Below are 12,532 nucleotides of genomic sequence, written 5' to 3'. Positions count from 1 at the left end.
AGACGGAAGGGGCGGAGGGGGCAGGGGAGGAGACAGACACGGGACACCGTCCTGATGAGGTCGCGAACGCGTGACGGCACAGCCCACAGGGCGCCGCGCGCGAGAAAAGGAAGGGGTGCGAGATCAGCAGGACGGGCGACACACGCAGCCCGCATAGCGGACGAGGTCCATATGGACCCTCCGCCACAGGCGCACACAGGTGTCGGTCACGCTCGGGAGTACAGCACGGCCCGGGACGGACGGTCAACTCACCGTCACTATGTGGACGCACAGTGACGGTGAGCCGGTGGGGACGTCAGACGGCGCTCGTCTCCGCCGACGCCTCCGCCCGCGTCGGCCCGCCCAGCGCGGCCTCCGCGGCGGCGTACAGGTCTGCCGGGCGCACCCCGGCGAGCGCCGCCACCAGATGGCCGTCGGGCCGGACGAGCAGAACGGTGTGCGGTGCCGCGCCCGGGTACTCCTCCGCGACCAGCAGCTCCGCCGGGTGCGGCAGCGCGGCCACCGCGGCGGCCAGCCGCGGCATGACCCCGGCCGTCGCCCAGTGCTTGCGCTCCCACACACCCGTGCCCGGCGCGATCAGCACGACGAGCAGCGCCCCCCGCCCGAGCCGGTCACGCAGCCGTACGAAGGAGCCGTCCTCCGCGGTGACCCGCACATCGGTCACCTGCGCACCGGCGGGCGTGTCCACCGGCACCTCGGCCTCCAGATGCCGGGGCGCGAGCGGTGACGTCGCACAGGTGCCCGGCTCGCCGAGCGCCCCGCGGCCCAGATGGCCGTCGGCGAGCAGGGCGTCATGGCCGCGCGCCGAACCGGGCACCAGGGAGCGCAGCCCCCCGCCGCCGCGCAGCAGCGGCAGCACCTGGTCGGCCGCGCGCAGCCGGGCGGCGACGGCGGCGCGCCGCTCGGCCTGGTAGCTGTCGAGGAGCGCGTCGTGCGGGCCGTGATGCCAGACCCGGGCCAGCTTCCAGGCGAGGTTGTCGGCGTCCCGCAGCCCCTCGTCCAGGCCCTGCGTGCCGAGCGTGCCCAGCAGATGCGCCGCGTCCCCGGCGAGGAACACCCGCCCGGCACGCCAGCGGCGGGCCAGCCGGTGATGGACGGTGTGGACGCCGGTGTCGAGGAGTTCGTACGCCGGTGTGGTCCCGTCGCCCCAGCCGGCCAGGGTCTCGCGGATGCGGGTCACCAGCAGTTCCGGCGTCACCAGGTCCTTGCCGGGCGGCAGCAGCCAGTCCAGCCGCCACACCCCCTCGGGCAGCGGACGCGCGGTGATCTCCCCGGCGAACGGGCCGGACGGCCGCCACGGCGGCATCCGGTGCAGCAACGCCTCGCCGGGCCACGGCAGTTCGGTGCGCAGCGCAGCGACCGCGTGCCGTTCCACCGCCGTGCGGCCGGGGAAGCGGATGTCGGCCAGTTTGCGCACGGTGGAGCGGGGGCCGTCGCAGCCGACCAGATAACTGCCGCGCCACCAGGTGCTCCTGGCGCCGCGGGTGTGGGCGGTGACACCGGAGGGTTCCTGCTCGACGGTGTCCAGACGGCTGTCGACGGCGATCTTGACCAGCGGTTCACGGGCCAGCGCGGCGCGCAGCACGCCCGTGACGACGTGCTGAGCGATGTGCAGCGGGCCGGGGTTCGTGTCGTCGTCGAACGTGATCGTGCGTGTCACCTGCCTGCGCCGCATCGACCGCCATCCGGCCCAACGCGCACCGGCCTTCTCGAGCGGCACCCCGGTGAGACGTTCCAGCAGGGCGGTGGTGTCCTCGTGCAGCACGACGGTGCGGGCGAGACGGGGCTCGTCCTTGCCGGGGCCCTCGTCGAGGAGCACGGCCGGCACCTCCTGACGGGCCAGCGCCAGCGCGAGCGTGAGCCCGACGGGCCCCGCCCCGACGATGATCACCGGGTCCACGGCGCGACGCCCCCTGCCCGCAGCGGTGCCCTGAGAGACATGGGTGAACAAAAGGTGGGAGCAGGGTGCACGGTCACAGAACGTATGCAACCCATTGCCGGTGCTTGCGTCAAGTGACGGAGGGCAGTGGCGATCATGCCACTGCCCTCACTGGTCGAGCCGGGTGACGGTCCGTCACCGCCCGGTTGTGACCGGTGTGCTGCCGGACCGCTCAGCTGTCACTCGTTCTGCCACCGCCCGCTTCGGCACCGAAGCTGTCACCGACCTCGGCCGCGTTGAGATCGGCCACCTTGTCCACGCCGAGTACCGCACCGGTGCTGCGCTTGCTGCGGCGCATCCGCCGCTCCAGCCAGCTCGCGAACGACGTGAGCGAGAAGTTGATGACGATGTAGATGACGGCGACGACGGTGAAGCTGGCGATGGTGTTGGCGCCGTAGTAGCTGCTCATCGTGTTCGCCGAGGACAGCAGGTCCGGGAAGGTGAGGACGGCGCCGCCGAGGGCGGTGTCCTTCACGATGACGACGAGCTGGCTGACGATGGCCGGCAGCATCGCGGTGACCGCCTGCGGCAGCAGGACCGACGTCATGGTCTGCGTCTTGCGCAGGCCGATCGCCTGCGCCGCCTCGGTCTGCCCCTTGGGCAGGGACAGGATGCCCGCGCGGACGATCTCCGCGAGGACGGAGGCGTTGTAGAGCACCAGACCGGTCACGACCGCGTACAACGGCCGGTCGTCGGAGTTGATGTCGGTGTACTTGGAGTACAGGGCGACGGCGAAGATCATCAGGATCAGCACCGGAATGGCGCGGAAGAACTCCACGACCACGGTGACCGGTCCGCGCACCCACGCGTGGTCGGAGAGGCGGGCGATACCGAGGACCGCGCCGAGCGGCAGCGCGATGACCATGGCCAGGGCAGCCGCGATCACCGTGTTCTTCAGGCCGGGCAGGATGTAGGTCGTCCAGGCCTCGGTGCCGGTGAAGAACATCTTCCACTTGTCCCACGCCAGCTGGCCCTTTTCGTCCAGGTTCTGGTAGACCCACCACAGCACGGCTGCGAGGACGATCGCGAAGAGGACGGTGAACAGGACGTTCCGTCGTTTGGCACGGGGCCCCTGGGCGTCGTACAGAACGGAACTCATCGCTTCACCGCCACCTTCTTGCTGACCCAGCCGAGGACGAGACCCACGGGCAGCGTCAGGACCACGAATCCGAACGCGAAGACCGCGGAGATCAGGATGAGCTGAGCCTCGTTCTCGATCATCTCCTTCATCAGCGTCGCCGCCTCGGCGACACCGATCGCGGCGGCCACCGTGGTGTTCTTCGTCAGTGCGATCAGCACGTTCGCCAGCGGGCCGATCACCGAGCGGAACGCCTGCGGCAGTACCACCAGCCGCAGCACCTGGAAGAAGTTCAGGCCGATGGCGCGCGCGGCCTCGGCCTGCCCGACCGGCACCGTGTTGATACCGGAGCGGATCGCCTCGCAGACGAAGGCCGACGTGTAGACGATCAGGCCCAGCACGGCGAGGCGGAAGTTGATGACGTCGAAGTCGTCCCCGCCGCCCAGCGTCACGTTCAGGGTCTGGTTCAGCCCCAGCGACGCGAACAGGATGATCACGGTCAGCGGGATGTTGCGCACGATGTTCACGTACGCCGTACCGAAGCCCCGCATCAACGGCACCGGCCCCACCCGCATGGCTGCCAGGACGGTGCCCCAGATCAGAGACCCGACGGCGGAGAGCAGGGTGAGCTTGACCGTCACCCAGAAGGCCCCCAGCAGGTCGTAACCCTCAAGAAAGTCGAACACGATCTCCCGCGCTTCCGCGTGTAGGGATGCCCCGGTGCGCCGCCCGGTCCGGCGGCGCACCCGTCAGGCGTTGCCTCAGCTCTTGATGTCGCCGATCTTCGGCGCGGGCTCGTTCTGGTAGTTGGCCGGGCCGAAGTTCTTCTTCACGGCCGCATCCCAGGAGCCGTCGGCGACCATCTCTTCGAGGGCCTTGTTGATCTTGGCCTTGAGGTCGCTGCCCTTCTTGACGCCGATGCCGTAGTTCTCATTGGTCATCTTGAAACCACCGAGCTTGAACTTGCCCTTGAACTGGTCCTGCGCGGCGTAACCGGCGAGGATCGAGTCGTCGGTGGTCAGGGCGTCGATGGCGCCGGTCTGCAGGCCGTTCAGGCACGACGAGTACGTCGGGTACTTCTGCAGGTTGGCCTTGGGCGCCAGCTTGTCCTTCACGTTCTGCGCCGAGGTGGAACCCGTCACCGAACACAGCTTCTTGTCGTTCAGGTCGGCCGGCGACTTGATCGAGTTGTCGTCGGCGCGGATCAGGACGTCCTGGTGGGCGAGCAGGTACGGGCCGGCGAAGTCGACCTTCTCCTCGCGCTTCGGCGTGATCGAGTACGTGGCCGCGATGAAGTCGACGTCGCCGCGCTGGAGCATGGTCTCGCGGTCGGCGCTCTTCGACTCCTTCCACTGGATCTGGTCGGGGTTGTAGCCGAGCTTCTTCGCGACGTACGTCGCGACGTCCACGTCGAAGCCGGTGTAGCCGTCCGGGGTCTTCTGGCCCAGACCCGGCTGGTCGAACTTGATGCCGATCTTGATGGTCTTGCCGCCACCGGAACCCGAGTCGCCGTCGTCGCCCCCGCAAGCGGTGGCGGTCAGGGCGAGGGTGAGGGCGACGGCCGAGGCGGCGGTGACCTTGCGGAGCTTCATGGTGGACATCCTTTGCGTGAGGAAGAGATGCGGGCCCCTCGTCGGGGAGGCGAGGGCGGTCAGTGGTGGAGGATCTTCGACAGGAAGTCCTTGGCGCGGTCGCTGCGCGGATTGCTGAAGAACTGGTCCGGCGTGGCCTGCTCGACGATCCGGCCGTCGGCCATGAACACCACCCGGTTGGCCGCGGAACGCGCGAAGCCCATCTCATGGGTGACCACGACCATGGTCATGCCCTCCCGGGCGAGCTGCTGCATGACCTCCAGCACCTCGTTGATCATCTCCGGGTCGAGGGCCGAGGTCGGCTCGTCGAAGAGCATCACCTTCGGGCCCATCGCCAGCGCCCGAGCGATCGCGACACGCTGCTGCTGACCGCCGGAGAGCTGCGCGGGGTACTTGTCGGCCTGGGTGCCCACACCGACCCGGTCCAGCAGGCTGCGCGCCTTCTCCGCGGCCGTCTTCTTGTCGGTCTTGCGGACCTTGACCTGGCCCAGCATCACGTTCTCGAGCACGGTCTTGTGCGCGAAGAGGTTGAAGGACTGGAAGACCATGCCGACGTCGGCACGCAGCCGGGCCAGCTCCTTGCCTTCCTGGGGCAGCGGCTTGCCGTCGATCGTGATGGTGCCCGAGTCGATGGTTTCCAGCCGGTTGATGGTGCGGCACAGGGTGGACTTGCCGGACCCGGAGGGCCCGATCACCACGACCACTTCGCCGCGCCCGATCGTCAGGTCGATGTCCTGGAGTACGTGCAACGCGCCGAAGTGCTTGTTGACGCTCTTCAGGACGACCAGCTCGTCGGTCGGCGCCGAGTCCACCTTGGCCACCGATACTTTGGTCATCGCTCTGGGGCTCCGTCCTCCTCGGTTTCGCTGGGACAGTAGTAACCCTTCCCGACCAGCGTCATTACATCTGAGGGGAATCTGAGCATCACGATCCGGTTGCAATCGGACACGTGTCGTAGCACTTCGCATGGCCGATATATCGGCCGGATAACTAAAGTCGCGCGCCGCCCGAACCCTCTTGACGGGGTCCTCGTCCATCAGCGTGACTGCCATCGTGCACGCGCGCGTGCCCGTTTGGCTACAGAAGGGTCAGGTACGGACGGTGAACCGGAGGAGGACGGGATGAGACTGCTGCTCGTCGAGGACGACAACCACGTCGCCGCGGCCCTGTCCGCCGTCCTGACCCGCCACGGTTTCGACGTCACCCACGCCCGCAACGGCGAGGAGGCCCTCCAGGCGCTCGTCCCCGACGGCCACGGCTTCGGCGTCGTCCTGCTCGACCTCGGCCTGCCCGACCAGGACGGCTACGAGGTGTGCGGCAAGATCCGCAAACGCACCAGCACCCCCGTGATCATGGTGACCGCCCGCTCCGACGTGCGCTCCCGCATCCACGGCCTCAACCTCGGCGCCGACGACTACGTCGTCAAGCCGTACGACACCGGGGAACTGCTCGCCCGTATCCACGCCGTCAGCCGGCGCACTCTGCACGAGGAGTCCACCGGCTCCACCGAGGTCGCGCTGCGCCTCGGCCCCGTCCACATCGAGCTGCCCACCCGCCAGGTCACCGTCGACGGCTCCGTGGTGCAGCTGACCCGCAAGGAGTTCGACCTGCTCGCGCTGCTCGCCCAGCGCCCCGGCGTCGTCTTCCGCCGTGAGCAGATCATCAGCGAGGTCTGGCGCACCAGCTGGGAAGGGACCGGCCGCACCCTGGAGGTGCACGTCGCCTCCTTGCGCGCCAAGCTGCGCATGCCCGCGCTGATCGAGACCGTCCGCGGCGTCGGCTACCGCCTCGTCGCCCCGGCCGCGTAGCGGGGACCGGTTGCGCACACGTCTGCTGCCGCTGCTCATCGTGCTGATGGCGGCCGTACTGCTCGCCCTGGGCATTCCGCTCGCCATCAGCCGTGCCGCGGCCGAACAGCAGCAGGTCGTGATCGACCGTATCGACGACACCGCCCGCTTCGCCGCGCTCGCCCAGTACGTCACCGAGACCCCCGGCGAGGACCCCGACCCGCGCGACGAACGCCTGGAGACCCTCCGGAACGAGCTGACCAGCTATTACGAGGTGTACGGGATCCGCGCCGGCGTCTTCTACCGCAACGACACGCCCATGGCGCACGCCCCCGCCGGCTTCTTCCTGCCGTCGGAGGGCGAGGTGCGGGACGCGTTCGCCGAGTCGCTGCTCAGCCGGCGCAGCCACGACCCGCGGCAGGTGTGGCCCTGGCAGCGGGGCCGGCTCGTCGTCGCCTCGCCCGTCATCCGTGACGGTGACGTCGTCGCGGTCGTCGTCACCGACTCGCCGACCGGGCAGATGCGCTCCCGGATCCTGCGCGGCTGGCTCGTCATCGGGGGCGGCCTGCTCGCGGCGATGCTGCTCGCCGTCGGCGCCGCCCTCCGGCTCACAGGCTGGGTGCTGCGCCCTGTGCGCATCCTCGACGCCACCACCCACGACATCGCCACCGGCCGGCTGAAGTCACGTGTCGCGGTGGCGAGCGGGCCGCCGGAACTCAGACGGCTCGCCAAGTCGTTCAACGAGATGGCCGACAACGTCGAGGACGTGCTGGAGCAGCAGCGCGCCTTCGTCGCCGACGCCTCCCACCAGCTGCGCAACCCGCTCTCGGCGCTGCTGCTGCGTATCGAACTGCTCGCGCTGGAGCTGCCGGAGGGCAACGAGGAGATCGCCTCGGTGCAGGCCGAGGGCCGCCGCCTCGCCCAGGTCCTGGACGATCTGCTCGACCTGGCCCTCGCCGAGCACGCCGAGGCCGACCTGACCGTCACCGACATCGGCGCGCTGGCCGCCGAGCGGGTCGCCGCGTGGGCGCCGGTCGCCGAGGCCAAGGGCGTCCGGCTGACCGGGGACTGCCCGCCGGTCACCGGCTGGGCCGACCCGGTCACCCTGTCCTCCGCGCTGGACGCGGTGATCGACAACGCGGTCAAGTTCACGCCCGAAGGGGAGTGCGTCACGGTGTCCGTGGCCGCGGACGGCGACACCACCAGCGTCGTCGTCGCCGACCATGGGCCCGGCCTGTCCGACGAGGAGCTGGCCCGCATCGGCGACCGCTTCTGGCGCAGCGGACGGCACCAGAACATCAAGGGGTCCGGCCTCGGCCTGTCCATCTCCCGCACCCTGCTCGCCGCGGGCGGGGGCTCCATCTCGTACGACCATCACGAGCCGCACGGGCTGAAGGTGACGGTGCGGGTGCCGAGGACGGGTCCAGGGGCCTGAGGACTGCCCGCAGGCGCCGAGGAGTGCGTCAGGGCTTGACGGAGCGGTAGTAGTTCCGGGCGCCCTCGTGCAGCTGGAGCGGGTCGGTGTAGATCGCTGTCCGCAGGTCGACCAGCTGCGCCGAGTGGACGTGCGCGCCGATGCCGTCACGGCTCTTGATCACCGTACGGGTCAGCCACTCGGTCAGCGTCGGGTCCACGTCCGCGCGCGTGATGAGCAGATTGGAGACGGCCATGGTGGGCACGGGCGCTCCGTTCTGCACCGTCGGGTAGGCCGACTCCGGCATGCTGGCCGCCCGGTAGTAGCGCGTCGCCTCGCCCCCGCGGTGCAGCTTGGCCACCAGCTCGGCCTGGATGGGCAGGAACCGGATCGGAAAGCCGTCCGCGAGCTGCCGTACGCCGTCCGTGGGCAGACCCCCCGACCAGAAGAACGCGTCGATCGCGCCCCGCTTCAGACGTTCCGGCGCATCGCCGATGCCGTCGCTCTGCGGCGCGATGTCCCGCCCCGAGTCGATGCCCGCGGCCTTCAGCACCCGCTCGGCGATGAGCCGCACCCCGGACTCCGGCGGCCCTATGGCCACCCGCTTGCCCCGCAGATCCGCGACCGAGCGGATGTCGGAGTCGCGGGCCACGACGAGCTGCACATAGTCGTCGTACAGCCGGGCCACCCCGCGCAGGTGCTCGGCGCCCGGGCCGCCGTTCAGCTCGTACGTCTCCACGGCGTCGGCCGCCGCGATCGTGAAGTCGGCCTCGCCCCGCGCCACCCGGGCCACGTTCTCCTGCGAACCGTCACTGGTGATGAGCCGCACCTTCAGATCCGGCATGTCCTTGCGGAACTCCGCGCGCAGCATCTCGCCGTACACCTGGTAGACCCCGCTCGGCGTGCCCGTACTGAAGGTGATCGTCCCCTTCGGCGGGGTGTCCCCCAGGGGCAGCAGCCACCACAGGAGCAGCCCGAGCACGACGACACCGGCCCCCGCGACCGTGGTGGCGCGGCGGCGGGCGAGACGGCTCAGGATCCGGGGCACGCGGGCGATCCTGCCAGGCGCGGGGCCCCACTGACCAGGGGAGGCGGCGGGGACGGCGCTGTCAGTGACGGCCGTTACAGTCGGGCGCATGACTTCCCAGCACCCGACCTCCACCGTCCCCGCCCCCGCCGAGGCCGCGTCCCCGGCGGTTCCGTCCCCCGCCGGGCTCGTCCGTGAGTTCCACCGCGCCTTCGGCCTCGACGTCCGGGACACGCCGGCCGAGGTGCCGGCGGAGCTGGCCGCGCATCGCGGGGAGCTGCTCGCCGAGGAGGCCGGGGAGGTGGCAGAGGTGTCCGTGACCGGGCCGCTCGACAAGCTCGCGCACGAGCTGGCCGACGTGGTGTACGTGGCGTACGGCACCGCCCTCGTGCACGGCATCGACCTCGACGCGGTGATCGCGGAGATCCACCGCTCCAACATGACCAAGCTCGGCCCGGACGGCCAGGTCGCCCGCCGGGCCGACGGCAAGGTCCTCAAGGGGGAGCACTACGAGGCGCCCGACGTGGCGGCGGTGCTGCGCCGGCAGGGGTGGACGCCGGGGGGCGGGGCGGCCTGACGGCCGGTCTCACGGCTGCCCTGACCGTCGCCGACAGAACAGGGCGCCCCCTGCCGGGGGCGCCCTGGGTGAAACGTCACTGCGGGTCGGGTCAGGACGACGACGAGTCCGGCACCGGCTCCCGCTCCGTGCCCGCGCCCGGCGTGAGCGAGCCCTTGCCCTCCGCCCCGTCACCCGGCTTCCGGAACCGCTGCGTGACACGCATCGCCAGCGGCTCCGTCCAGCGCGCGGTCAGCGGGCCGAGGACGACCAGGATGAGCACGTACGCCGTGGCCAGAGGACCGAGGGACCGCTCGACACCGGCCGACACGGCGAGCCCGGCGATGACGATGGAGAACTCGCCGCGCGCCACGAGCGCACCGCCCGCACGCCAGCGGGCCTTCACCGACAGCCCTGCCCGCCGGGCGGCCCAGTAACCGGTGGCGATCTTCGTCGCCGCCGTCACCACGGCGAGCGCCAGCGCGGGCAGCAGCACCGGCGGGATGCTCGCCGGATCGGTGTGCAGGCCGAAGAAGACGAAGAAGACCGCCGCGAACAGGTCCCGCAGCGGGCTCAGCAGCGTGTGCGCACCCTCCGCGACCTCACCGGACAGGGCGATGCCGACGAGGAAGGCACCGACGGCCGCCGACACCTGTAGCTGCTGCGCCACACCGGCCACCAGGATCGTCAGACCCAGCACCACCAGCAGCAGCTTCTCCGGGTCGTCGCTGGAGACGAACCGCGAGATCACCCGGCCGTAGCGCACAGCGACGAACAGCACCAGACCGGCCGCGCCGAGCGCGACGGCCAGCGTCACACTGCCGGCGGCCAGGCCCACACCCGCCACCAGCGCGGTGATGATCGGCAGATACACCGCCATCGCCAGGTCCTCCAGGACCAGCACGCTGAGGATGACCGGTGTCTCACGGTTGCCGACCCGGCCGAGATCGCCGAGCACCTTGGCGATGACACCGGACGACGAGATCCAGGTGACGCCGGCCAGCACGACCGCCGCCACCGGACCCCAGCCCAGCAGCAGCGCCGCCGCCGCACCCGGCAGGGCGTTCAGCGCACAGTCCACCAGGCCCGACGGATAGTGCGCCTTCAGATTGGAGACGAGGTCGCTGGCCGTGTACTCCAGGCCCAGCATGAGCAGCAGCAGGATGACGCCGATCTCGGCGCCGGTCGCGACGAACTCCTCGCTCGCGCCGAGCGGCAGCAGCCCGCCCTCGCCGAACGCCAGCCCGGCCAGCAGGTACAGCGGAATCGGCGACAGCTGGATCCGGGCCGCGGCCCGGCCGAGCAGACCCAGCGCGAGGATGATGGAACCGAACTCGATGAGCAGTACTGCGGAGTGCACGAACCGGTCACTCCCGCCCGAGGATCTCGGCCGCCGCGTCCACACCCTCACGGGTGCCGATCACGATCAGAGTGTCGCCGCCCGCGAGACGGAAGTCCGGCGCCGGCGACGGGATGGCCTCCGCCCGCCGCAGCACGGCCACGATCGACGCGCCGGTCTCCGTGCGCATCCGGGTCTCGCCGAGCAGCCGCCCGTTCCAGCGGGACGTCGCCGCGACCTCGATCCGCTCCGCGACCAGACCCAGGTCGGTGGTGTGCAGCAGGTTCGGGCTGTGGTGCGCCGGGCGCAACGCGTCGATCAGCGCGTTCGCCTCCGGCCCGGTCAGACGCAGCGAGTGCGCGCACGAGTCCGGGTCGTCGGCCCGGTACACGCCCAGCGTGCGGGTGCCGTCCCGGTGGGCCACCACGGACAACCGGCGCTGCTCGCGCGTCACGAGGTCGTACTGGACCCCGATGCCCGGCAGCGGCGTCGACCGCAGTCGTGGTGCTGACACGTTTCTCTGTCTCCTTGTCACGGGCCCTGTGCTGTGCCCGTCCGGTTCTCCCGGACGAACCTCGATAGATCGTTCCCGACCTGTCCGACCAGCCATCCTGCCACTCGCGCGTACGGTGACGATATGGGTGTCAGCACGGATGGACGAGGCCTGCCCGACGCGGCGAGACTACGCGCGGCACGCCTGCGCGCACGGAACAGGCGGAACAGACGGCCGGAGCGCAGGAACGTCTCGCTGTTCTGGCGCATCTTTTCCCTCAACACCGCCGGCCTCGTCGTCGCCTGCGCGCTGCTCCTCGGGCCGGTCACCGTGTCGACGCCCGTACTGCCCGGGGAGGCGTTCGTCGTGGTCGCCGGACTCGCCGCGCTGGTCGCCGCCAACGCGATCGTGCTGCGGTACGGCCTCGCCCCGCTGCACCGGCTGGGCGAGGCCATGGACAGCGCCGACCTGCTGCGTCCGGGCGCCCGCGCCGAGGTCGCCGGACCCGCCGAGACGGCCCGGCTGATCACCACGTACAACGCGATGCTCGACCGGCTCGCCGCCGAACGCGCCGCCGGCGCCGCCCGCGCCCTGCGGGCTCAGGAGCACGAGCGCCGCCGCGTCGCCCGGGAACTGCACGACGAGGTCGGCCAGACCCTCACCGCCGTCCTGCTCCAGCTCAAACGCGTCGCCGACCACGCCCCCGCCGACCTGCGCGACGACGTCACCCAGGTGCAGGAGGCCACCCGCGCCGGACTCGACGAGATCCGCAGGATCGCGCGCCGGCTGCGCCCCGGAGTCCTCGAGGAACTGGGCCTGCCCAGCGCGCTGCGGGCACTGGCGGCCGAGTTCACCGGCCCCGGCCTCGCCGTCCGCACGGACCTCGCCCCGGCGCTGCCGCCGCTGCCCGCCGACACCGAACTCGTCCTCTACCGCGTCGCGCAGGAGGCCCTCACCAACACCGCCCGCCACGCCGGTGCCGCCCGGGCCCGTATCGCCCTGCCCGCCGACGCCGGCGGCACCGTCGAACTGCTCGTCCGGGACGACGGCACAGGCCTCGGCGAGGCTCCGGAGGGCGGCGGCATCAGCGGGATGCGGGAGCGCGCACTGCTGGTCGGCGCCGACTTCACCGTCGCACCGGCACCGGGCGGCGGCACGGACGTACGACTGCGGATTCCTGGGCGGCGGGTGGGATCGGTGGCTCCGAGGCGGGGTGATGAGGTGCGACGGGCGCCCGACGGGGGGTGCGGCTCGAAGGCTCCCGCCGTCTCGCCGGGGGCCGGCGGCCTGGCGCCGGCGGCCGGAGC

Annotated in this window: 13 protein-coding genes; 4 read left to right on the top strand and 9 right to left on the bottom strand. The window is 71.1% G+C overall.

All coding sequences use genetic code 11. The features are described 5' to 3' along the window. Positions 1-123 precede the first annotated feature (123 nt). The 6 genes from MTQ10_RS31705 to MTQ10_RS20465 all read right to left on the bottom strand — a co-directional run bounded on the left by MTQ10_RS31705 (position 124) and on the right by MTQ10_RS20465 (position 5,445). The gene (locus MTQ10_RS31705) at positions 124-171 is read right to left on the bottom strand and encodes a hypothetical protein (protein WP_309506048.1); all 48 of its coding nucleotides are present in this window, start codon (positions 169-171) and stop codon (positions 124-126) included. Between the two features lie 124 nt (positions 172-295). Continuing rightward, entirely contained in the window at positions 296-1,900 is a 1,605-nt protein-coding gene (locus tag MTQ10_RS20485; protein WP_247470245.1) for an FAD-dependent monooxygenase, read from the bottom strand. Between the two features lie 211 nt (positions 1,901-2,111). Continuing rightward, positions 2,112-3,038 carry an amino acid ABC transporter permease gene (locus MTQ10_RS20480; protein ID WP_247470242.1) on the bottom strand — a complete coding sequence of 309 codons (927 nt, stop codon included), beginning with the start codon at positions 3,036-3,038 and terminating at the stop codon, positions 2,112-2,114. Beyond that, positions 3,035-3,703, bottom strand: a complete 669-nt coding sequence (locus MTQ10_RS20475; RefSeq protein WP_247470240.1) for an amino acid ABC transporter permease — start codon at positions 3,701-3,703, stop codon at positions 3,035-3,037. The genes MTQ10_RS20480 and MTQ10_RS20475 overlap by 4 nt, the downstream gene beginning before the upstream one ends. 75 nt (positions 3,704-3,778) lie before the next feature. Next, entirely contained in the window at positions 3,779-4,609 is an 831-nt protein-coding gene (locus tag MTQ10_RS20470; protein ID WP_247470239.1) for a glutamate ABC transporter substrate-binding protein, read from the bottom strand. A 59-nt stretch (positions 4,610-4,668) separates the two neighbouring features. After that, positions 4,669-5,445, bottom strand: a complete 777-nt coding sequence (locus tag MTQ10_RS20465; protein ID WP_247470231.1) for an amino acid ABC transporter ATP-binding protein — start codon at positions 5,443-5,445, stop codon at positions 4,669-4,671. 285 nt (positions 5,446-5,730) lie between these two features. On the opposite strand from MTQ10_RS20465, the gene MTQ10_RS20460 reads away from it, so the two are divergent. Both MTQ10_RS20460 and MTQ10_RS20455 read left to right on the top strand, forming a co-directional pair. Then, positions 5,731-6,417 (top strand): response regulator transcription factor, encoded by a 687-nt coding sequence (locus tag MTQ10_RS20460; RefSeq protein WP_247470229.1) that lies wholly within the window; start codon positions 5,731-5,733, stop codon positions 6,415-6,417. A gap of 10 nt (positions 6,418-6,427) precedes the next feature. Next, positions 6,428-7,831, top strand: coding sequence for a sensor histidine kinase (locus MTQ10_RS20455; protein WP_247470227.1), 1,404 nt, complete (start codon positions 6,428-6,430; stop codon positions 7,829-7,831). A gap of 28 nt (positions 7,832-7,859) precedes the next feature. On the opposite strand, the gene MTQ10_RS20450 is transcribed toward MTQ10_RS20455, so the two are convergent. Next, positions 7,860-8,858, bottom strand: a complete 999-nt coding sequence (locus MTQ10_RS20450; protein ID WP_247470225.1) for a TAXI family TRAP transporter solute-binding subunit — start codon at positions 8,856-8,858, stop codon at positions 7,860-7,862. Between the two features lie 88 nt (positions 8,859-8,946). Here MTQ10_RS20450 and MTQ10_RS20445 point away from each other — a divergent pair, with 88 nt between their 5' ends. Further along, the gene (locus MTQ10_RS20445) at positions 8,947-9,414 is read left to right on the top strand and encodes a MazG nucleotide pyrophosphohydrolase domain-containing protein (protein ID WP_247470223.1); all 468 of its coding nucleotides are present in this window, start codon (positions 8,947-8,949) and stop codon (positions 9,412-9,414) included. 91 nt (positions 9,415-9,505) lie between these two features. On the opposite strand, the gene MTQ10_RS20440 is transcribed toward MTQ10_RS20445, so the two are convergent. Then, complete coding sequence (locus MTQ10_RS20440) at positions 9,506-10,753, bottom strand: cation:proton antiporter (RefSeq protein WP_247470217.1); 1,248 nt, start codon at positions 10,751-10,753, stop codon at positions 9,506-9,508. A gap of 7 nt (positions 10,754-10,760) precedes the next feature. Continuing rightward, the gene (locus tag MTQ10_RS20435) at positions 10,761-11,246 is read right to left on the bottom strand and encodes a cation:proton antiporter regulatory subunit (protein ID WP_247470215.1); all 486 of its coding nucleotides are present in this window, start codon (positions 11,244-11,246) and stop codon (positions 10,761-10,763) included. Between the two features lie 123 nt (positions 11,247-11,369). Here MTQ10_RS20435 and MTQ10_RS20430 point away from each other — a divergent pair. Beyond that, positions 11,370-12,532, top strand: a 1,163-nt coding sequence (locus MTQ10_RS20430; protein ID WP_247470213.1) for a sensor histidine kinase, incomplete at its 3' end; no start/stop codon positions are given.

Source organism: Streptomyces sp. XM83C, from assembly GCF_023072675.1.
Classification (GTDB): Bacteria; Actinomycetota; Actinomycetes; order Streptomycetales; family Streptomycetaceae; genus Streptomyces; species Streptomyces thermocoprophilus.
Note: the sequence above shows the minus strand (reverse complement) of the source record. Positions and strands in the feature narration are given on the sequence as shown.